We start from the raw sequence: 19,825 nt of genomic DNA, 5'->3' as shown, positions 1-19,825 counted from the left end.
TGGTTCGGGGGCCCGGGACCGGGCCCCCGGGCCCCTGCCGTATCCCGTTGATAGCTTGGCTCCCTCTGACTGTCTTCAGTCGTTCTTCAGCTTCACGGGGGATCAATGAGCGGGCCACCGCCACCACAGCACAACCCGTACAACCCCTACAACCAGCCACCGCCGATGCAACCGGGCGGGCCGTATCCGCCGCAGCCCGTGCCCTTCGGACCGCAGCCGCCACAGGCCCGCCGGGGCAGCCCGGTCGGTGCGGTCTTCCTCGCGTTCTTCGCCTCGGTCGTCATTTCGGCGATCTACGCCGGCATCCTCGTAGCCACCTACGAGGACCAGACGCCGGACTCGGCGCACACCCTCTATGTGGCGCACAGCCTCGTCAACGGAGTGGCCGTCGGCGCGCTCATCGGGCTGGTGGGACGCCGCAGCGGCGGCGCCGGGGTCGCCGGGGCGATCATCGCCGCGCTCGGCGCGTTCTTCGGCTACACCAATGCCCTGCCGATCGTCCTGGCCGTGCGCGAGACGCCCTCGGTCGTCCTGGAGCTGCTGGAGCACGAGCCGTTCTTCCCGGCCAGGGCCTGGTGGGGAGACCAGTCGGGAATCGACTGGGTCTCACCCCTCGGCCTGTTGATCGCCGCGGGATCCGCCTGGGGGCTCGCGTACGCCGTCGGCAGACGCCGCTGACCCCCTGGCCAACTGGTCACAGGCCGACTGGTCTCAAGGCCAAGCGGTCTCAACGTCAACTGGTCTCAACGTCAACTGGTCACAGGGCCAACTGGTCACAGGGCCAACGATGAAGGGCCCGTACCGAAGCCAATTCGGTACGGGCCCTTCGCCGTCACATCTCTATCGGTTACCGCTGTCTGCCGGCGTCCGGCGGTGACGGCCATGGACCTCGGCCGCCGTTTCCTCCGTCGTCGCCGCCCCGCCTCGGTGCTTTCCTGAGCCGTCGGCCTTGCTCTGTGAGCGCCCCTGGGCCGAGTCGGTTCCGGTTTCGTACATGGTGGGAAGTCACCCCATAGTGATCGCTGTTTGCACGTACATGAACCCTGACCGGCATCGTCACCGTGGGCGTCCGACCGGTACGGCTCGTAGTCCAGGGCGAAAGTCTAACCAGCCGTGACGCGCCCGGTGAGCGGCGCCTGCTGCAGTGGTACCGGCTTGCACACCACAAGAGGCGCGGAGTCGCCAAACGGTTCCCCACCTGCGACTTCCGTCACCGCTTCCGCTTGCGCGGGTTCTGTGATCATGGGCGGCGGCGCCTGCGCGCGGGCCACCCCGCACGGCACGGCCGCGGTCGCGTACGGCAGCTGGAGCACCCCCTCCCGCGTCCAGATCCCGGCCCCCGCCAACCACCCCTCGGGCGCAGCCACTTGGGTCAGCCGCCGCTCCGCCGGCCGCCACATCCCCAGCCAGCTCCCCGCCGCCCCGTCGACCCGCAGCGCCACCGCGCAGCTCTCCGGCATCAGCACCTGCCCCGGCTGCACGGCGAACGGCGAGAGCGCCGCGTCCGGGAGCCGCAGGCACTCCGGGAAGCGCACCGGGCGGTGGCTGCCGATCACCCCCCACCCCAGCCGGTCGTGCCCCGGCGCGTCCGAGCGGATCAGCAGCAGCCCGCTGTCCGCGTCGGCGAGCAGCAGCCGGTCGTTGCTTTGCTCCGCGATCTGCAGCAGTGGCGTCGTCTCGCCGCCCCGCTCCAGGTCGACCGCCACCGTCTTGGTGACCCCCTCGCTCTCCCGGTCCAGGGCCAGCATCCGCCCCGTGCGGTCGAGCCACACGCCGCCCGAGCAGCGTCCCGCCACCTCCGCGACGTGCTCGGGCCCGAAGGCGCCGCCCGCGACCTGCCACACCGCCGTGGACCGCTCGCCCACGGCCAGCGCGTAGGCGCTGACGCCGTCGGGGGCGGGCGGCAGCAGGGTCAGCAGGCCGCACTCGACCGCGCCGACCGGCAGCTCCCCCGTCAATGGCCCCGTCGGGTAGAGCAGCGAGAAAGCGTGCCGCCCGTCCACCCTGCGGTGAATGAGCACCCGCCCGTCCGTCAGGGGCAGCAGTCCGGTGTCCGGCTCCTCGGGCTGGTCGGCGGGCAGGGGTACGGCGTAGGGCTCGGGTCCGTCGAGCGTCCAGCGCTCCGGGAACCGGGCCTCGCCCTCACCCGCCAGCCGCGCGGCGTAGGAGCCGTCCGCGGTGATCGTGAACATCGCCGCTCCCACCGCGTCGTCGGATGCGGCGGTCTCGATGGCACAGGCCGTCATCGGTAAGTCACCTCCGGCGACCGAAGCTAGTTTTCGCACTTCCTGCCGAACAACACGAGACCCCCCTCTTCACACATATGGGTGGCTATTACGTGCTTCGGCTGAGAGTGCGGGGGCGCGTGTGCTGGACGATGCGCCGGTGGGCGCGAAGTCGGCTCGTACGGCCGCGCCAAGGACGTCCCGGACGAGACCTGGTACCCGGGTCCGGGCATCACCGCCGCCGGCAAGGCCCTCGACGATCTTGACGGATTCCCCGTGAAGCAGAGGCCCACCACCCCGCCCGCGGGCCGGGCCTCCAAGCCATGGCCAATGGGGCACGGTGGGCAGGTAGCCTTTCCTCCGTGCCCCGTCTGTCTGAAGTCATCGCCGCGCTCGACGCCCTCTGGCCACCGGAGCGGGCCGAGAGCTGGGACGCGGTCGGTACGGTCTGCGGGGACCCCGACGCCGAAGTGGCCCGTGTCCTGTTCGCCGTGGACCCCGTCCAGGAGATCGTCGACGAGGCCGTGCGACTCGGCGCGAACCTGCTCGTCACCCACCACCCGCTCTATCTGCGCGGTACGACGACGGTCTCGGCCGGCACCTTCAAGGGCCGCGCCGTGCACACCCTGATCAAGAACGACATCGCACTGCACGTCGCCCACACCAACGCCGACACCGCCGACCCCGGGGTGTCCGACGCCCTCGCGGGCGCGCTCGGCCTGAAGGTCACCGGGCCCCTGGTGCCCGACCCCACCGACCCCGAGGGCCGCCGCGGCCTCGGCCGGATCTGCGAGCTCGACCCCCCGGCCACCCTGCGCCACTTCGCCGCCCGCGCCGCGGCCCGGCTGCCCGCCACCGCGCAGGGCATCCGGGTGGCCGGCGACCCGGACGCGATCGTGCGTACGGTCGCGGTCAGCGGCGGCTCGGGCGACGGCCTCTTCGCGGACGTGCGGGCCGCGGGCGCCGACGTGTACCTCACGGCGGACCTGCGCCACCACCCGGTCTCCGAGGCCCGCGCAGAGAGTCCCCTCGCGCTGCTCGACGCCGCGCACTGGGCCACCGAGTGGCCCTGGTGCGAGCTGGCCGCCGCGCAGCTCGACGAGATTTCCGACCGCAACGGGTGGGACCTGCGGGTCCACGTCTCGACGCGGGTCACCGACCCCTGGACTTCCCACCAAGCCCCCTCCTCCGCCCTCCCGACGAGCGCCCCGCGCGCCCCCCTTGATCCTTCTGGAGCCCCCAACTGAACGCCGCGCCCGCCGACCAGATCCGTCTCCTCGACGTCCAGGCCCTCGACGTACGCCTGTCGCAGCTCGCGCACCGGCGTGGGTCGCTGCCCGAGCACGCCGAGCTCGACTCGCTCACCAAGGACCTCACCCAGCTGCGCGACCTGCTCGTCGCCGCGCAGACCGAGGAGAGCGACACCGCCCGCGAGCAGATCAAGGCGGAGCAGGACGTCGACCAGGTGCGCCAGCGCGCCGCGCGCGACCAGCAGCGCCTCGACTCCGGTGCCGCCATGTCCCCCAAGGACCTGGAGAACCTCCAGCGCGAGATCGTCTCGCTCGCCAAGCGCCAGGGTGACCTGGAGGACGTCGTCCTCGAAGTCATGGAGCGCCGCGAGTCCGCCCAGGAGCGGGTCACCGAGCTGACCGCCCGGGTCTCCTCCGTCCAGGCCAAGTCCGACGACTCGGTCGCGCGCCGCGAGGCCGCGTACAAGGACATCGACGCCGAGCAGGCCACGCTCTCCAAGGAGCGCGAGGTCGTCTCCGGGGTCGTCCCCGCCGACCTGCTGAAGCTGTACGAGAAGCTGCGCGTCCAGCAGGGCGGGGTCGGCGCCGCCCGGCTCTTCCAGCGTCGCTGCGAGGGCTGCCGTCTCGAGCTCAACATCCACGAGATCGGCGTGGTGCGCGCCGCCGCCCGCGACGAGGTGCTGCGTTGCGAGAACTGCCACCGCATCCTGGTCCGTACGTCCGAGTCCGGTCTGTAAGCGGATGGGACGCAGCCTCGTCATCGAGGCCGACGGCGGCTCCCGGGGCAACCCGGGGCCCGCCGGCTACGGCGCGGTCGTGCTGGACCCCACCACGGGGGAGACGCTCGCCGAGGCCGCCGAGTACATCGGCGTGGCCACGAACAATGTCGCCGAATACAAGGGCCTGATCGCCGGACTGCGCGCCGCGAAGGCGCTGGACCCCGAGGCCAGGGTGCACGCCCGGATGGACTCCAAGCTCGTCGTCGAGCAGATGTCGGGCCGCTGGAAGATCAAGCACCCGGACATGAAGCCGCTCGCGGCCGAGGCCGCGACGATCCTGCCGCGCGCCCAGGTCACCTACGAGTGGATCCCCCGGGAGAAGAACAAGCACGCCGACCGGCTCGCCAACGAGGCGATGGACGCGGGCAAGAAGGGCAAGCAGTGGGAGCCGTCGGCCTCCATGGCAGCCCTGAAGTCCGGCCCCGCCCATGAGCGCGTGCTGCCGCCGTCGGGTCCGCCCGGCGACGCGGCGGCGGGTGCGGCCAGGGCGCGAGCGGCCATGGTGGGCGCCGCGGTGCCCGCCCAGACCCTGCTGACCCTGCCGGACGAGGACGAGAGCGCCGAGGCGCCGCCCGCCGTGGGCTGGGGCGCGGCGGCCGACCTCGGCTCGCCCACGACGTTCGTCCTGCTGCGGCACGGCGAGACCGCTCTCACCCCCGAGAAGCGGTTCTCCGGCAGTGGCGGCACCGACCCGCGGCTGTCGGCGGCCGGCCGCCGACAGGCCGAGGCGGCAGCCACCTCGCTCGCCTCGCGGGGCACGGTCCAGGAGATCGTCAGCTCCCCGCTGCGCCGCTGCCGTGAGACGGCGGATGCGGTGGCGGCCCGGCTCGGCCTGGACGTGCGGGTCGAGGACGGCCTGCGCGAGACCGACTTCGGCACGTGGGAGGGCCTGACGTTCGCGGAGGTCCGCGAGCGGCACCCGGCCGACCTGGACGCGTGGCTCGCCTCCCCGAAGGCGGCTCCGACGGGCGGCGGCGAGAGCTTCGCGACGGTGGCCCGCCGGGTCTCGGCGACGCGGGACCTGATGCTGGAGCGTTTCGCGGGCCGGACTGTGCTGGTCGTCACCCACGTCACCCCGGTCAAGACGCTGGTCCGGCTGGCGCTCAACGCCCCGCCCGAGTCCCTGTTCCGCATGGAGCTCTCACCGGCGTCGTTCTCGGCGGTGGCGTACTACGCGGACGGCAACGCCTCGCTGCGCCTGCTGAACGACACCTCGCACCTGCGCTGACCACACCCCTGCGTCAAGAGGCCCGGTCCGCCGCTTCCCGTACGACGTCGTCGTACATCAGGAAGAGGCGCGGCCGGGCTTCGGCGTTCCCGTCGGCGCTCTCCTGGCCCTCCAGCAATGACCAGCAGCGGGCGGTGAGTTCACGGGCCACCGCGCCCGCCCACGGCCGGGGCAGCAGCTCCGGGGGAAACCACACCGCCGACGCGAGGGCCGACCTGCGTCCGCCGCGCGGTGTGCCGGTGCCGCCGGCCCTCGCGGGCCACGACATCGATGTGAACACCGCCGCGACCAGGAAGGTCTACCGGGAGGTGCTCGACGGCCCCGCCGCGCTGGAGGTGCGCGACTGTCCGGACGCGGCGCACTCGATGGCCAAGCAGGCGGTGGAGGCGTCGGAAAACGAGGCTGACGCGGGGTCCGTGGGACCCGGCGCCGGTACGACCGTTGACCGTGCTGAGGGCCGTGGCGGTGGCGGGTCAGCCGCGCAGGGCCGCCGCTTCCCGGGCCAGCGTCTCGACGCGCGCCCAGTCCTTCGACGCGATCGCGTCGCCCGGCAGCATCCAGGTGCCGCCCACGCAGCCCACATTGCCCAGCGCCAGATAGGACGGCGCCGAGGCGAGCGAGATGCCGCCCGTCGGGCAGAAGCGGGCCTGGGGGAGCGGGCCCCCGAGAGACTTGAGGTAGGCGGTGCCGCCCGCGGCCTCCGCCGGGAAGAACTTCATCTCGCTCACGCCGCGCTCCAGCAGCGCCACGACCTCCGAGGTCGTCGACACCCCGGGCAGGAACGGCAGGCCGGACGCCTTCATCGCGTCCAGCAGCCCGTCCGTCCAGCCGGGGCTCACCAGGAACCGGGATCCGGCCGCGACCGCGTCGGCCACCCCGGCCGGGGAGATCACCGTGCCCGCGCCCACCACCGCGCCGGGCACCTCCGCCGCGATCGCACGGATGGAGTCGAGGGCCGCCGGCGTCCGGAGGGTCACTTCGATCGCCGGGAGCCCGCCCGCCACCAGCGCACGGGCCAGCGGCACCGCGTCGGCGACGTCATCGAGGACCACGACAGGGACGACGGGAGCAAGGTCGAGCACGGAAGTCATGCGCCCATCTTGCCGCGCACCAGGCGTTCTATGCAACGAGCGTTGCGCACCATGCAACGCTCAGTGGATCTGGCTGACCACCACGTCGAGCCCCCACGGCTTCCCGCCCTTGGCCGGAGCCGCCACCTCCACCACGTACCCCAGGTCCCGCAGCGTCCCGACCAGCTCGGCGGGTCCTTTCGGCGTCGCCCCGGCCATCAGCAGGTCCCGTACGATCCGGCCCTTGGTCGCCTTGTTGAAGTGGCTGACCACGGATCTCTTCTCGACCCCGGCCGCGTCGATCTGCGAGTGCAGCACCCGCACCGTCGCGGTCCGCCCCGCGACCTCACCCATCGGCCGCCAAGCCGTCGCGTACGCCGCCGACCGCAGGTCGAGAACCAGCCCGCCCCCGGCGACCACGGGCAGCTCGGCCTCCATCGGCCCGCGCCAGTACGCCCCGAGCGCGCCGAGTCCCGGCAGCTTCACGCCCATCGAGCAGCGGTACGTCGGAATCCGGTCGCCCACCCGCACCGCGCCCCACAGCCCCGAGAACACCAGCAGGGAACGCCCGGCCCGCCGCCGCGCGGCGGTGTCCAGCGAGGCCAGGTCGAGGGCGTCGTACAGCACCCCGGTATAAATCTCTCCGGCCGGCCGCGCGCCGGCGGTCCGCAGCTCCAGGTTCTTGGCGACCTCGCCGCGCAGTCCTTCGCTCAGCCCGAGGACGATCCGCGCCTTCTCCTCGTCGGCGGCGCACAGCTCCACCAGCTCGTCGAGCACCGCGGCCCGCGCCCCGGCCAGTCCCGGCAGGGACAGCGACTCCGGCTTCAGGGGCGCGCCGCGACCCCCGGCGGCCTTTCCTTCGGACGGCGGCAAGAGGACGAGCACAGGGATTCTCCTTCGTACGACGCGAACCAGACAACGGTAGTCCGCCGACCGGCCCTCCCCGCACACCGGCAGTGGTGCGGTCCCCCCACCCCGCCATTTCAGCCGTCCGGCGTTTGAGGACCGGGGTCCGGGGCGGAGCCCCGGTTTCGGGAAGGGGCGGGTAGGGGAGAGCGCCGCAGGCAACCCGCACCCACGCACCGCACCCGCACCCGCCCACGCACCGCACCCGCACTCACCCACGCACCCGCAACCCCACCCACCGCGCCCCAAGCCCGTGTCCCCTCTACGCTCGGACCATGCCCCGCCGCCATATCCACGTGACCGGTGCCGCCGAAGCCCCACTGCGGACCGCCCTGCGCGCGCTGCGCACCAGGCTCGACGTACCGGGCGACTTCCCACCCGAGGTCCTCGCGGAAGCGCAGGCCGCCGCGAAGGCGCCGCGGCTGCCCGACCAGGACGCGACCGACCTCGCCCTGTTCACGATCGACCCGCCCACCTCCGTCGACCTCGACCAGGCGATGCACCTGGCCCGGCGCACGGGCGGCGGCTTCCGGGTGCACTACGCGATCGCGGACGTCGCCGCCTTCGTCACCCCGGGCGGCGCCCTCGACGCCGAGGCGCACCGCCGGGTGACCACCCTCTACCTCCCCGACGGGAGGGTTCCGCTGCACCCGCCGCTGCTCTCCGAGGGCGCCGCGAGCCTGCTGCCGGAGCAGGTCACCCCCGCCCTGCTCTGGCGCATCGACCTCGACGCGGACGGCCGTACCGAGGCGACCGACGTCCGCCGCGCGCTCGTACGCAGCCGGGCCAAGCTCGACTACGCCGGCGTCCAGCGGCAGATCGACGCGGGGACGGCCGAGGAACCGCTGGCGCTGCTCAAGGACATCGGGCTGCTGCGTGAGGCGCTGGAGCGCGAGCGCGGCGGGATCTCCCTCAACGTGCCCGAGCAGGAGGTCGTCGAGCGCGAGGGCGCGTACTTCCTCGAATACCGTGCCCCGCTCCCCGCCGACGGCTGGAACGCCCAGATCTCCCTGCTCACTGGCATGGCCGCCGCCGACCTGATGACGGCCGCGGGCACCGGCATCCTCCGCACCCTGCCGACCGCCCCGGACGGCGCCGTGGCCCGGCTCCGCCGTACCGCGAAGGCGCTGGGCATCGACTGGCCGCACCATGTCCCGTACGCCGAGGTCATCCGCTCCCTCGACCCGAGCAGGCCCGCGCACGCCGCGTTCCTCCAGGAGTGCACGACGCTGCTGCGCGGCGCCGGGTACACCGTCTTCGAGGACGGCCGGGTCCCCGACCCGGCCGTGCACGCCGCGGTCGCCGCCGCCTACACCCACTGCACGGCCCCGCTGCGCCGACTCGTCGACCGCTACGCCGGGGAGCTGTGCCTCGCCGCCGTCGCGGGCGAGGAGCCGCCCGCGTGGACCCGCGAGGCACTCGCCGTGCTCCCGCAGGAGATGGCCGACGGCACCCGCCGCGCGAACAGCGCCGAGCGCGAGTGCGTGGACCTCGTGGAGGCGGCGCTGCTCAAGGACCGGGTGGGCGAACTGTTCGACGCCCGTGTGGTGGACGTCAATGACAACGAACCAACCGCCGGTACCGTCCAGTTGGAGGACCCGGCGATCGTCGCCCGCATCGAGAGCGACACCGGCCTCCCGCTGGGCGAGCGCATCAGGGTCCGGCTCACCCGGGCGGACCCGGGGTCGGCGAAGGTGCTGTTCGCCCCCGCGTGACGGCGGCGACGAGGGCCCGCGGGTCGTCGGCGTGAAACCGTACGGCCCGCGCCTCCCCGGTCTTCCCGAGCGGCCGTACGTATCCGACGGGCTCCGTCAGCTCCACGGTCACGGAGGTCTGCCCGGCCACGGCGAGCGTCAGCACGCCATCCTCGTCCACCTTGGTGAAACGCCGGTCGACCCGTACGGACTCGATCGCCGAGGCAGGCACCCGCACGTCCCACAGCACGCCGTACCGGATGCGCAGCGACCCGTCCGCCTCCACCACATGCGGCCGCGTCACGCAGGCGGCCTGGAACGCGAGCACCTGCACCATCCCGTACACATCGACGAACAGCACGATCCGGTGCACCAGCGGCCACGGAATGAGCAGCGCCAGCATCACGGTCTCGACGAGGGAGACGAAGAGCAGGGCGTAGAGCATCGCGGTCTGCGGTCCGGTGTACGGCGCCGGGTGCGCGCCCTCGCCCACGCCGTGCCCCCGCCGGGCCACCCACAGCCCGAGGCTGTACAGCGCCCGCGTCTCGTGCTCAAGGAGCCGGAACAGTGGGACCGACAGGCAGCGCCGCAGCGCCCGCTCGACGGACAGTCGTACCTCAGCCGTCACAAGCCGGCTCATCGCGCGGCCCTGACCGCGAGCAGCTCCATCATTCGACGTACCACCGCGGCCTGCGCCGGTGCGAAGTCCGCGAGCAGCGCGTCGCCGAAGTCACCGGCGGCGGCGATCGGCCCCTCGGCCGGGATCGTGTCCAGCAACGCGTCCGGCACGGCAGCCGAGAGCGCGGCGGCGAGCGGCTCGATCCGCGGGTCGTCGGCCGCCGCGTCCTCCAGCGCGTCGAGCCGCTCGTACAACGCCAGGACAGCCGGGTCGTCCGCCATCGGCCGCATCGCCTCGAAGAGCACGTCTCCGTGTTCCGAGCCGTCGAGCAGGGCCAGATGCGCGCGATCCTTGGCCGCCGCGGGCGACCGCGTGGCCGGCAGCGCGCCCAGCAGCTCCGCCAGCGCGGGCGACACGGGCCCCTCGGCGGGCAGCGTCCCGGCCTCCGCCTGGGCCAACAGTTCGGCGAGCCGCGTGCGCCGCCGCCGGATCTCCACCTCCTGCCGGGCCAGGTCCGCGTCCAGCTCACGTACGACTTCGACCAGTTCGCGCCCGGCGTCGTCGGCGACGACGTCCCGCACCTCGTCGAGGCCGAGTCCCAGCTCGGTCAGCCGCCTGATCCGCGCCAGCTCGACGGCGTCCCGTACGCCGTACTCGCGATAGCCGTTGGCCAGCCGCGGGGGCTCGGGCAACAGGCCCTGATGGTGGTAGTGCCGCACGGCTCGGGTGGTGACCCCGGCGAGGGCGGCGATCTCTCCGATTCGCATGCCGCCAGTAGAAACCCTGACGCTGCGGCAAGGTCAAGCCTGACGCGCGGCCCGCGTCCGCACCGCCCCGACGCGTCGGGGCGGGCCGACCCGGGCGGGTAGCATGGTCGGCACGGCAGACGAGCCGGCTGGACGGTCGCGTCAGTACCCCTCGGGGTGCTGCCGAGGAACGTCCGGGCTCCACAGGGCAGGGTGGTGGGTAACGCCCACCCGGGGTGACCCGCGGGACAGTGCCACAGAAAGTAGACCGCCCGGGACCTCGGTCCCGGGTAAGGGTGAAACGGTGGTGTAAGAGACCACCAGCGCCTGAGGTGACTCAGGCGGCTAGGTAAACCCCACCCGGAGCAAGGTCAAGAGAGGTCGTCGCGAGACGGCCTTGCGCGGACGTTCGAGGGCTGCTCGCCCGAGTCCGCGGGTAGACCGCACGAGGCCGGTGGCAACGCCGGCCCTAGATGGATGACCGTCTCCCGACGGGCCGCGAGGCCCGTCGGCGACAGAACCCGGCGTACAGGCCGACTCGTCTGCCGGTTAGTTTGTGAAGGCCCCCTGAGCTGCGAATAAGCAGGAGGGGGCCTTCTCGTGCGAGGCGCACGGATGCGGCAACCCTGGGTGGTCGGTTCCATTTCCGTCCGTTCCCGGGTGCCCTGTGGCGATTGTGTGGCGCTGCGGGCGGGTCTCAGACCTGCCAGGATTCAGTCGGGTCATCTACCCATGCGCTCTGCCCTTCCGCCGTAACGGTGAGCCCGAAGCGCTCGTATCCGGGCTTGCCCTTCCCCGCCCACCAGCGGTACGCGGACTCGGCTTCCTCCCACAGCTTGCGGGGGCCCGATTGCCACACCTGCGCGTCGTCCCCGTCGCGGAACATCACGCACGCCCATGAGCGGTCTGTGAGTCCGTAGAACCACACCGGGCGCTTGCTGTCGCGCTTGTCGGCCACGACGTGTACGCAGTCTCGGACCTTGATCCCCACGGCGAACCGTTGAGGGCTGAATCGATCCCCCATAAAGTCGTCTTCCGTGATCGTGGTGGACGACTTGTCACGGTCGGCCACGTTGCCGCTGACGTACTGGGAGTGCACCACGGGTGAGAGGCGTTGGGTGCGCGCCTTCATGAACTCCACCGGTCCTGTGAACGGACCTGTGGCGCTCTCTCCGTCGTCTGCGACCACCAGCCGGGCCACCGCGTCACCGTTGCCGTAGGGCGTCCCCCAGGGGGCCACAATGACCGTGCCTGGCCTGCTCTGTTCGACCCAGGCGAAGGGGAGTTGCCGGAAGCCGCACGTTGCGATGATCCGGTCGTACGGCCCACCTTCCGGGTAGCCCTTGAGTCCGTCGCGGTTGATGACCCGTACAGCGAGCCCGAAGAGATTCAGCGCTGTTCGCGCCTCTGCCGCTACGACGGAATCGACCTCCACCGTGACGACGTTCTCACCGCGCAGCCGATGGGCCAGCAGCGCGGCGTTCCACCCGGTACCTGTCCCGATCTCCAGGACGCGATTACCGGGCTTTGCGTCAAGGTCGTTGAGCATCCGGAAGACGACGGACGGCATGGAAGCGGAAGACGTCGACACCTTCCCCGGTTCCGCACCGGAGTGCTTACCGTCGTCCCATTGCGTGACAACGGGGACGTCTGCGTCTGCGTATCCGTACCAGGCTTCCGGATCTGCCGACCGTGAAACAGGGATGCTCTGCCCCGTCTGCATGGCGAACGGCCACATGAGATCCGGCAGGAACGAGGAGCGGGGAACCGCAGCGAACGTGGGGGCCCAATCCGCAGAGAGAACCCCCCCAGCCATGAGGACACGCCCCAGCTCGGTGAGGCTGGAGCGCTCTTGATGTGCGTTGGCGCTCACTGCTCAGGCGACCTTCGGCATGGGAACGCCGGGGCCACCGTCCGGAGTGGGCGGGGGCGGTGCGGGGGCAGGCTCGCCCGGCAAACCGTCGCCGCCGTTGGCCTCAAAGATGGTGATCACTGTTTCCCTTTCGTCGTGCTTCTTTGGAACCCTTCGACCGCCGACCGTCACGCGGGCTGCCGAACGGGTTGAGCCCCGTCCCTGCCGGGATTCCGAATGGATTGCGTGGGGAGCCTCAATCCGGATACGTCCGGCAGGGACGGGAGTCATTGGCGGTACTCGCGACGGGCTGCCTCGCGCTCCTGGATCTGAAGGTCGGCCATGGTGGTCAGTTCCTTGATGCACGGCCCACACGCGAACATCCGCGCAGCTCCGAGCGGTGTGAGAGCCGGACCAATCCACATGACTTGGATGTGCGGCAAACGGCAGTAGAGCAAGCACTTGCCCCGAACCCAATGGTTGCCGTCGCCGGGGGTCGGCGGCTGGGGCCGGATGTCGAGACGCCGAACCGGCACAGGCACGGTCACGGGGCGGAGAGGCAGGCAGGGCAGTTCACGGCGCGTTACCATACGGTCTTTGCGTCGCTTGCCTTGCCCGCGCCACAGTCCGCCTTGAGTTCGTTAGTTCGCTGGTCGTCAGTGAGCGGACCAGTGAGCTTGTGCACGGTCATGACGTCTTCCCCGACCGTGCCCGCTGCCCACTCCGTGGCCTCTTCGGCTTGAGTCTTTGTGGTCATGCTTGGTCCGCCCTTCTGTGGGGGTGGCTGGAGATCTCCGCGTTGCAACTTCGGACGGTGACGGGGCTCCCAGTCGCGTGCGCTGTCGCCCGTTGCCGGTTGAGCGCCTCGCACACGCCGCAGCCGTCCAGGGGCACAGGCTCAAGGGTGGGCAGTCGCAGCGCCGGTACACCCGTGGTGTCGATCACTTGCTCAACCTCCGGAGTGGGCCAGCCTCAATGAACACAGCCCGTACGCCCACGTCGCTGCGGGGATGAGGGATAGGGAGCTTGCGGGGAGTGCATTTTCGGGACAACGTCCGCTCCTCTCCGTAGCGGTACCACTACCAGGGCGTTCCACGGTGGCCTAGAGTTTGCGAGTCTTCAACTTGCAACATGTGAACGAGGAGTTGGGTGATCGCTGTTGAACCGCAAAGAGTTGGACCCTGATGGTTCGCCGGTTGCAGCGTTCGGCGAGCGTTTGCGCACGTTGCGGGATGAGCGCGGATGGACGCAGGATGAGCTAGGCGAGCGCATGGGCTACTCGGGGACGCATATTTCAGCCGTCGAAACTGGTCGACGGTCTCCAACTCCCCGTTTCACGAACAGAGCTGACAAGACGTTTGGGACGGGGGATCAGCTCGAACGTCAGGGCCGAGCTGTACGCACCAACGCGCTGCTTGAAGGGTTCCCGGAGTACGTCGCACATGAGGCGCAAGCAGCAGAGATCAGACTGTACGAGGTTGGCGTTATCCCTGGTCTACTCCAGACACCGGAGTACGCAGCAGCGCTCACCGTGGGCACCGTCAAGCGAGAAGCGATCACCGCCGAGCAAGGAGACGAACGGATCGCGCTCGTTGCGAAGCGCCAAGCATCCTTGATCCGGACGCCGTTCCCTCTGGTCTTCGTGGTGCTTGACGAAAGTTGCCTTCGGAGACCGATCGGGGGCAGTGCGATCATGGATGCCCAGCTTGCACGGCTGATCGAGTTTGCCGAGCTGCCGAACACGGTGCTCCAGCTTGCCCCGTTCGACATGGGGATTCGCCGTCCGCTCAGTCTGCCGGTAACTGTCCTCACGATGCCGGATCGATCGCTCATGTCGTATGCCGAATCCGCCCAACGGGGGCACCTGGAGCGGGAAAGCACGTTCGTACTCCCCATGCTGACCGCCTACCATCAGTTACAGGCCGAAGCCACTTCACAGGCGGCGACAGTGGCCGTGATCAGCAAGTTACGAAAGGGCACCCCGTGACGACCGCATCCCCCCGCTGGTTCAAGTCTTCGTACAGTGAGAACGGCGGCCAGTGTGTCGAGTGGGCACCTGAGCGCGCAGCGGCCACGGGTGAGTTCATGGTCCGGGACAGCAAGGACCCAGAGGGCCCCGTTCTCTCCTTCCCCGCCGACTCGTTCACGGGCTTCATCGCAGGCATCAAGGCTGACGAGTTCCCGACCCTCTAGGACTAAGCCACGAACGCGCAGTGCCCCGGCCGGAGAGATCCGGAACCGGGGCACTTGGCTGTGTTGGTTAGAGGAGCGCGCGGAACGGGTTGTCGGCAGGGGCAAGAACGGGACCAGGAACGGGCGACCGCTTCACCGGAGCGGGGACGTTCTTCGGCTCCGGTCGGTAAGCGTGCAGCTGGACGACCTTTGCCCCGCTGCTTTCCATTTCTGTCCGCTCGGCCGGCCTCGGCTCCACGGTCGGCGGAGTGTGACGGGAATGGTCATCGCGGACCGTGAACACGGTGGCCGGGCGGCCGGTCGTCCCCGAGCGTTCGACGGTCGCGACGATGTCGGGAAGCGCCTTGACCTCACTCGCGCTTGCTCCCACGTACGGGAGGACCTGAGACGAGGTGGCCCGACCGCCGTGCATCTCGATAGGGGCGCGGACCTTGTCCGTGAGGCTGAGCGGCTGACGCTTCACCTTCGGTGCGTCGGCTCCCTTGGTGATCCGGACGGTGTCCTGGACGGATCGGCGTACGAGCGTGCAGGCGGCCGACAGCATGTTCTCCGTGATGGTCTCGGAGCACTCGGAGGCGGCCAGGCAGGCCGCGCCCCTGAGGGTCTGTTCTGCGGTCCGCTCGATGAACACGGCCTGCTGTTCGGGCAGGGTCTCGCCCAGGATGCGGGCGTAGCGGCGCACGATCCGCCACAGTGGCCGGGCGTCTTCCCCGAGGGTGATCACGCGGGGCCGGGCGGTGGCCCATCCGTAGGCGTTTTGCGGAAGCGTATGAACGAGAGGTCAAGCAGAACAACGGGAAGGGCATTGTCACCCGGCCGCAGGACTCCGGTCACTGGAAGGGGCAGGCCGCCAACACCTTTCGGGAGAAGTTCCAGACCCTGCCCACGGACTGGCTGCGCGCGGCCGACGCCTTCGAGGAGGCGGCCAAGGCGCTGGAGCTGTACTCCACGACGATCGTCAGTGCGCAGGGCAAGGCCCGTGAGGCCATCGCCCTGTACAAGGAGGCCCAGCAGGACCACAAGACGGCCGCTGACGCGTAGGCCGATGCGTATAACGCCGCCCGCAACGGCGACAACCCGATGCCGCACCCGGGCACGTTCTCCGACCCGAGCAAGGCCAAGGTCCAGCGGGCACGGGAGATCCTTCAAGACGTCCGGCGGTTTCGTAACGAGGCCGCCGAGCGGGCCAAGAGCGCGGTCACCGCGGCGATGGCGCACGCCCCCCAGGAGCCCACCGGGCGCGAGCGGGCCAAGGCCGAGTTCATGGACTGGAGTGTGGCCCAGGGCACCGAGGGGACGCATCTGCTCGGCGGTGTCATCAAGGGCACTGGTGGCCTGGTCAACATGGTCCGTTCGGTCAACCCTCTGGACATGTACAACCTGACCCACCCGGCCGATTACTACAAGGGCGTCAATATGACGCTGTCCGGCCTGGTTTCCTCCGCGGCCAACCCCGACCGCGCCCTGAAGAACGCATGGGAGGCGATCAAGGGCGACCCGTCAGAGTTCTTCGGCCGTATGATCCCGGAAGCCGCTGGCAGCAAGGGCGCCGGCCTGGTCCGCGGCGGACTGCGCGCCGGGGTGCGGGACCTCATCGACGGCGGGAAGGGCAAGAGCCGGGACGGTCAGGGCAAGGATCCCCACTCCGGCGGTAAGAAGTGCGGCGAGACGAAGTGCGAGGGCGACCCGGTCGACATCGCGACCGGACGCATGCTGCTGCCGCAGCGGGATCTGACGCTGCCGGGCTCACTGCCACTTGTCTTCGGTCGGACCTTTGACTCCTCCTACCGGGCCGGTCGTTGGTTCGGTCCGACCTGGTCGAGCACCGTCGACCAGCGCCTGGAGATCGATGTGGAAGGGGTGGTGTTCAGCTGCGATCAGGGCAGCCTGCTGGCCTACCCGCATCCCGCTCCCGGCGTCCCGGTGCTGCCCACCCATGGCCGGCGCTGGCCCCTTGACCGGGTGGACGACGGTTACACCATCACTGACCCTGGCACCGGGCGAGTGTGGCACTTCACCGACCAAAGCGCCGAGTTGGCCCTCCTCGCCCAGATCGACGACCGCAACGGCCGCTGGATCACCTTCGAGTACGACACCGAGGGCGCCCCCACCTCGATCGTGCACCACGGCGGCTACCACCTGAAGCTGACCACCGCAGACGGCCGGGTTACCGCCCTGCACCTGGCTGGTGCGGCACCGGACGGCACCGACCAAGAAATTCTGCGCTACGGCTACACCGCGGGCCACCTCACCGAGGTCACCAACTCCTCGGGCCGTCCACTGAGTTTCGGCTGCGATGAACTGGGCCGCATCACCTCGTGGACCGACACCAACAACAGCCGATACGACTACGTCTACGACGACCAGGACCGTTGCGTCTACCAGAGCGGCAGCCACGGGCATATGGAAGCCCGTTTCACCTGGGACGACACCGACCCGGACACCGGCCGGCGGATGACGTCCATCACTAACGGCCTGGGCCACACCAAACACTTCGTGATCAACGACCGTGCCCAGGTCGTCGCCGAGACCGACCCACTGGGCGCGGTCACCCGCTTCGAGCACGACCGCTACAACCGGCTCCTGTCCCGCACCGACCCGCTCGGACACACCGCCACCTCCACCTACGACGCGGCCGGAAACCGGATCTCGGTCACGCGCCCCGACGGCCGGGCGGAGATGGCCGAGTACAACGACCTCGGCCTCCCGGTGAAGGTGACCAACACGGACGGCACCATCCGGCGTCAGAGCTACGACGAGCGCGGCAACCGCACCACCACCACCGACCCGGCGGGCAAGACCACCCACTTCACCTACGATGCAGCAGGCCACCTCGCCTCAGTAACCTCTCCGCTCGGCGGTGTGACACAGGTCCGATGCGATCGATCCGGTCTCCCCATCGAGATCATTGATCCGGTGGGCGCCACGACCCGCTATGCACGTAACAGCTTCGGCCGCCCGATCGCCATCGCCGATCCGCTGGGCGCCGTCACCCACTTCGAGTGGACCCTTGAGGGTAATCTTGCCCGCCGTATCGCCCCGGACGGCACCGAGGAGTCCTGGGCCTACGACGGCGAGGGTAACCGCACCACCCACACCGACCCGATGGGTGCGACCTCCCATTTCGAATACACCCACTTCGACGTGCTGGCCGCCCGTATCAGCCCGGATGGCGTGCGCTACGAATTCGCCCACGACACCGCGCTGCGCCTCACCCAGGTCACCAACCCCGAGGGCCTGACCTGGGGTTATGAATACGACCGGGCTGGACGCCTGACAGCCGAGACCGACTTCGACGACCGCATCCTCAGCTACACCCACGACGTCTCCGGGCGCCTGGCCTCCCGCACCAACGGCTTGGGCCAGACCATCAGCCTGGAGCGCAATGCCCTGGGGCAGGTGGTCCGCAAGGATGTCGACGGGGCAGTCACCACGTTCACCTACGACTTCACCGACCAGCTCGCTCAGGCCATCGGCCCCGAGGCGAGCCTGATGCGGCTCCGGGACCGTTACGGCCAGCTGCGCTCCGAGACCGTCAACGACCGCGAACTGAGCTATACCTACGACGAGATGGGGCGCCGCACCGGCCGCACCACTCCCACCGGGCAGGTCAGCACCTGGAGCTATGACGCCCTGGGTAACCGCGCCCAGCTGACCACCGCCGGGCGCACCATCGCCTTCGACCACGACGCCGCCGGCCGGGAACTGGCCCGCCACATCGGCGACGGCCTCACCCTGGCCCACACCTTCGATGAGCTGGGACGCCTCACCGACCAGTCCGTGACCGACGTCGATGGCCGCTCAGTGCAGCACCGCGAGTATGCCTACCGCGCCGATGGCAATCTGATCGGCATCGACGACCAGCTCAACGGCGCCCGCCGCTTCGACCTGGATACGGCCGGCCGCGTCACCGCCGTCCATGCCGGGAACTGGAGTGAGAACTACGCGTACGACGAGGCGGGCAACCAGAGCGCCGCTTCATGGCCCGCCGCCTACCCTGCACAGGAAGCTGTTGGTGCCCGCGCCTATTCCGGTACCCGCGTTACCCACGCCGGCGGCATCCGCTACGAACACGACGCTCAGGGCCGGACCACCTTGCGCCAGAAGGCCCGGCTGTCCCGCAAGCCGGACACCTGGCGCTACACCTGGGACGCCGAAGACCGCCTCACCGCCGTAGTCACTCCGGACGGCGCCCAGTGGCGCTACCTGTATGACCCTCTGGGCCGGCGCATCGCGAAACAGCGCCTGGCCGCCGACCAGAAGACCGTCCTGGAAGAGACCCTGTTCGCCTGGGACGGCACCACTCTCGCCGAACAGACGACCTACATCCGCGAAGCACCCCACGCGGTCACCTTGACCTGGGACCACGACGGCCTGACGCCGATCGCCCAGACTGAGCACAAGACACTGCCCGAGACACCGCAGTACACGGTCGACCAGCGCTTCTTCGCCATCGTCTCCGATCTCATCGGCACCCCTACCGAACTACTCGACGAAGACGGCCACGTTGCCTGGCATGCCCGAGCCACGTTGTGGGGCACCACCACCTGGAACCGCTCCGCTACCGCGTACACCCCGCTACGATTTCCAGGCCAATATTTCGACCCGGAGACCCAACTCCACTACAACTACTTCCGTTATTACGACCCGGAAGCCGCCCGGTACCTCAGCCTCGATCCGCTCGGTCTCGCCCCCGCGCCCAATCCCACCGCCTACGTCATCAACCCTCACACGTGGGCGGACCCACTCGGCCTCTTGCCCTGCAGGAAGAACGAGCCCGAAGACCCGAGTTGGGGCGGGCGGGTCCTCTATGGAGAGCCGGACGAGCTCGATCGACCAACAGGAATGCATGCCACCCTTGGGGACGACATGATGGGCAAGAATCCCACTGACCCTCACGGGGATCCGCCCGGTTGGGAAAAGGACAAGGGATATAATCGCGCCCACCTGCTCGGCGCGCAGCTCGGCGGGTCAAATTACGATCCGGCGAACTTCGTCACGATGCACGCCTATGCGAACTCCCCTGTCATGCGACACATAGAGAACCAAGTTCGAGCCGCAGTTGAGAGGGGAGAGACCATCCAGTACAGCGTTACCCCGGTGTACCGCCAAAACGACAAGATCCCCACGGGAGTCACCATTGAGGCGTACGGTTCGGACGGCTTCGAATTCACGCAGCATAAGAGCACCGGAATCACCGAGCCCGGTAACACGGCATTCATACCGAATAAGAAGAGAGGATCCTGAGGGCCAGCCCATAACC

16 protein-coding genes, 1 other RNA gene and 1 pseudogene are annotated in these 19,825 nt (G+C 69.9%); 9 read left to right on the top strand and 9 right to left on the bottom strand.

The window, feature by feature from the left end; genetic code table 11:
* Positions 1-105 precede the first annotated feature (105 nt).
* Complete coding sequence (locus ACLLJJ_RS09335; RefSeq protein WP_434588868.1) at positions 106-678, top strand: hypothetical protein; 573 nt, start codon at positions 106-108, stop codon at positions 676-678.
* 425 nt (positions 679-1,103) lie between these two features.
* Here the strand turns inward: ACLLJJ_RS09335 and ACLLJJ_RS09330 are convergent, their stop codons facing one another.
* On the bottom strand, positions 1,104-2,246 hold the full coding sequence (locus ACLLJJ_RS09330; protein WP_434588866.1) for a hypothetical protein: 1,143 nt from the start codon (positions 2,244-2,246) through the stop codon (positions 1,104-1,106).
* A 341-nt stretch (positions 2,247-2,587) separates the two neighbouring features.
* Between ACLLJJ_RS09330 and ACLLJJ_RS09325 the strand changes: the two genes are divergently transcribed.
* The 3 genes from ACLLJJ_RS09325 to ACLLJJ_RS09315 are packed head-to-tail and all read left to right on the top strand — an operon-like array spanning position 2,588 to position 5,482.
* A complete protein-coding gene (locus ACLLJJ_RS09325) occupies positions 2,588-3,472 on the top strand; it encodes a Nif3-like dinuclear metal center hexameric protein (protein ID WP_434588864.1) in 885 nt (294 codons plus the stop codon).
* Positions 3,469-4,212: a zinc ribbon domain-containing protein gene (locus tag ACLLJJ_RS09320; RefSeq protein WP_434600355.1), complete on the top strand. Its 744-nt coding sequence runs from the start codon at positions 3,469-3,471 to the stop codon at positions 4,210-4,212. Before ACLLJJ_RS09325 ends, ACLLJJ_RS09320 begins: the two co-directional genes overlap by 4 nt.
* Before the next feature lie 4 nt (positions 4,213-4,216).
* Positions 4,217-5,482, top strand: a complete 1,266-nt coding sequence (locus ACLLJJ_RS09315) for a bifunctional RNase H/acid phosphatase (RefSeq protein ID WP_434588862.1) — start codon at positions 4,217-4,219, stop codon at positions 5,480-5,482.
* A 13-nt stretch (positions 5,483-5,495) separates the two neighbouring features.
* Here the strand turns inward: ACLLJJ_RS09315 and ACLLJJ_RS09310 are convergent, their stop codons facing one another.
* The 3 genes from ACLLJJ_RS09310 to yaaA all read right to left on the bottom strand — a co-directional run bounded on the left by ACLLJJ_RS09310 (position 5,496) and on the right by yaaA (position 7,437).
* The gene (locus ACLLJJ_RS09310; RefSeq protein WP_434588860.1) at positions 5,496-5,750 is read right to left on the bottom strand and encodes a hypothetical protein; all 255 of its coding nucleotides are present in this window, start codon (positions 5,748-5,750) and stop codon (positions 5,496-5,498) included.
* Positions 5,751-5,955: 205 nt separating this feature from the next.
* On the bottom strand, positions 5,956-6,573 hold the full coding sequence (gene eda, locus ACLLJJ_RS09305; RefSeq protein WP_434588858.1) for a bifunctional 4-hydroxy-2-oxoglutarate aldolase/2-dehydro-3-deoxy-phosphogluconate aldolase: 618 nt from the start codon (positions 6,571-6,573) through the stop codon (positions 5,956-5,958).
* Positions 6,574-6,633: 60 nt separating this feature from the next.
* Positions 6,634-7,437 carry a peroxide stress protein YaaA gene (gene yaaA / locus ACLLJJ_RS09300; RefSeq protein ID WP_434588856.1) on the bottom strand — a complete coding sequence of 268 codons (804 nt, stop codon included), beginning with the start codon at positions 7,435-7,437 and terminating at the stop codon, positions 6,634-6,636.
* 296 nt (positions 7,438-7,733) lie between these two features.
* Between yaaA and ACLLJJ_RS09295 the strand changes: the two genes are divergently transcribed.
* On the top strand, positions 7,734-9,173 hold the full coding sequence (locus ACLLJJ_RS09295; RefSeq protein ID WP_434588854.1) for an RNB domain-containing ribonuclease: 1,440 nt from the start codon (positions 7,734-7,736) through the stop codon (positions 9,171-9,173).
* On the opposite strand, the gene ACLLJJ_RS09290 is transcribed toward ACLLJJ_RS09295, so the two are convergent.
* Positions 9,124-9,792: a hypothetical protein gene (locus ACLLJJ_RS09290; RefSeq protein WP_434588852.1), complete on the bottom strand. Its 669-nt coding sequence runs from the start codon at positions 9,790-9,792 to the stop codon at positions 9,124-9,126. The genes ACLLJJ_RS09295 and ACLLJJ_RS09290 overlap by 50 nt on opposite strands.
* A complete protein-coding gene (locus ACLLJJ_RS09285; RefSeq protein ID WP_434588850.1) occupies positions 9,789-10,538 on the bottom strand; it encodes a MerR family transcriptional regulator in 750 nt (249 codons plus the stop codon). The genes ACLLJJ_RS09290 and ACLLJJ_RS09285 overlap by 4 nt, the downstream gene beginning before the upstream one ends.
* A 120-nt stretch (positions 10,539-10,658) precedes the next feature.
* On the opposite strand from ACLLJJ_RS09285, the gene rnpB reads away from it, so the two are divergent.
* Positions 10,659-11,062: RNase P RNA component class A (gene rnpB, locus ACLLJJ_RS09280), an RNA gene on the top strand.
* A 152-nt stretch (positions 11,063-11,214) separates the two neighbouring features.
* On the opposite strand, the gene ACLLJJ_RS09275 is transcribed toward rnpB, so the two are convergent.
* Positions 11,215-12,333 (bottom strand): methyltransferase domain-containing protein, encoded by a 1,119-nt coding sequence (locus ACLLJJ_RS09275; RefSeq protein ID WP_434600354.1) that lies wholly within the window; start codon positions 12,331-12,333, stop codon positions 11,215-11,217.
* Positions 12,334-12,952: 619 nt separating this feature from the next.
* Positions 12,953-13,126: a hypothetical protein gene (locus tag ACLLJJ_RS09270; RefSeq protein ID WP_434588848.1), complete on the bottom strand. Its 174-nt coding sequence runs from the start codon at positions 13,124-13,126 to the stop codon at positions 12,953-12,955.
* Between the two features lie 399 nt (positions 13,127-13,525).
* On the opposite strand from ACLLJJ_RS09270, the gene ACLLJJ_RS09265 reads away from it, so the two are divergent.
* Positions 13,526-14,356 carry a helix-turn-helix domain-containing protein gene (locus ACLLJJ_RS09265; protein WP_434600353.1) on the top strand — a complete coding sequence of 277 codons (831 nt, stop codon included), beginning with the start codon at positions 13,526-13,528 and terminating at the stop codon, positions 14,354-14,356.
* Complete coding sequence (locus tag ACLLJJ_RS09260) at positions 14,353-14,562, top strand: DUF397 domain-containing protein (RefSeq protein ID WP_434588846.1); 210 nt, start codon at positions 14,353-14,355, stop codon at positions 14,560-14,562. Before ACLLJJ_RS09265 ends, ACLLJJ_RS09260 begins: the two co-directional genes overlap by 4 nt.
* 67 nt (positions 14,563-14,629) lie before the next feature.
* Here ACLLJJ_RS09260 and ACLLJJ_RS09255 read toward each other — a convergent pair whose 3' ends face one another.
* Positions 14,630-15,286: a hypothetical protein gene (locus ACLLJJ_RS09255; protein WP_434588844.1), complete on the bottom strand. Its 657-nt coding sequence runs from the start codon at positions 15,284-15,286 to the stop codon at positions 14,630-14,632.
* Between the two features lie 98 nt (positions 15,287-15,384).
* On the opposite strand from ACLLJJ_RS09255, the pseudogene ACLLJJ_RS09250 reads away from it, so the two are divergent.
* Positions 15,385-19,809, top strand: a pseudogene (locus ACLLJJ_RS09250) (putative T7SS-secreted protein); the annotation flags it as partial.
* Positions 19,810-19,825: the final 16 nt, after the last annotated feature.

This window comes from Streptomyces sp. A5-4 (genome assembly GCF_051131715.1).
GTDB lineage: Bacteria > Actinomycetota > Actinomycetes > Streptomycetales > Streptomycetaceae > Streptomyces.
Note: the sequence above shows the minus strand (reverse complement) of the source record. Positions and strands in the feature narration are given on the sequence as shown.

What these genes read in the sequence shown, in the direction of transcription:
- ACLLJJ_RS09335 (WP_434588868.1), top strand. Translation starts at nt 106, where the DNA reads ATGAGCGGGCCACCGCCACCACAGCACAACCCGTACAACCCCTACAAC.
- ACLLJJ_RS09330 (WP_434588866.1), bottom strand. Translation starts at nt 2,246, where the DNA reads ATGACGGCCTGTGCCATCGAGACCGCCGCATCCGACGACGCGGTGGGA.
- ACLLJJ_RS09315 (WP_434588862.1), top strand. Translation starts at nt 4,217, where the DNA reads ATGGGACGCAGCCTCGTCATCGAGGCCGACGGCGGCTCCCGGGGCAAC.
- ACLLJJ_RS09310 (WP_434588860.1), bottom strand. Translation starts at nt 5,750, where the DNA reads ATGTCGTGGCCCGCGAGGGCCGGCGGCACCGGCACACCGCGCGGCGGA.
- eda (WP_434588858.1), bottom strand. Translation starts at nt 6,573, where the DNA reads ATGACTTCCGTGCTCGACCTTGCTCCCGTCGTCCCTGTCGTGGTCCTC.
- ACLLJJ_RS09295 (WP_434588854.1), top strand. Translation starts at nt 7,734, where the DNA reads ATGCCCCGCCGCCATATCCACGTGACCGGTGCCGCCGAAGCCCCACTG.
- ACLLJJ_RS09290 (WP_434588852.1), bottom strand. Translation starts at nt 9,792, where the DNA reads ATGAGCCGGCTTGTGACGGCTGAGGTACGACTGTCCGTCGAGCGGGCG.
- ACLLJJ_RS09285 (WP_434588850.1), bottom strand. Translation starts at nt 10,538, where the DNA reads ATGCGAATCGGAGAGATCGCCGCCCTCGCCGGGGTCACCACCCGAGCC.
- ACLLJJ_RS09275 (WP_434600354.1), bottom strand. Translation starts at nt 12,333, where the DNA reads ATGGCTGGGGGGGTTCTCTCTGCGGATTGGGCCCCCACGTTCGCTGCG.
- ACLLJJ_RS09270 (WP_434588848.1), bottom strand. Translation starts at nt 13,126, where the DNA reads ATGACCACAAAGACTCAAGCCGAAGAGGCCACGGAGTGGGCAGCGGGC.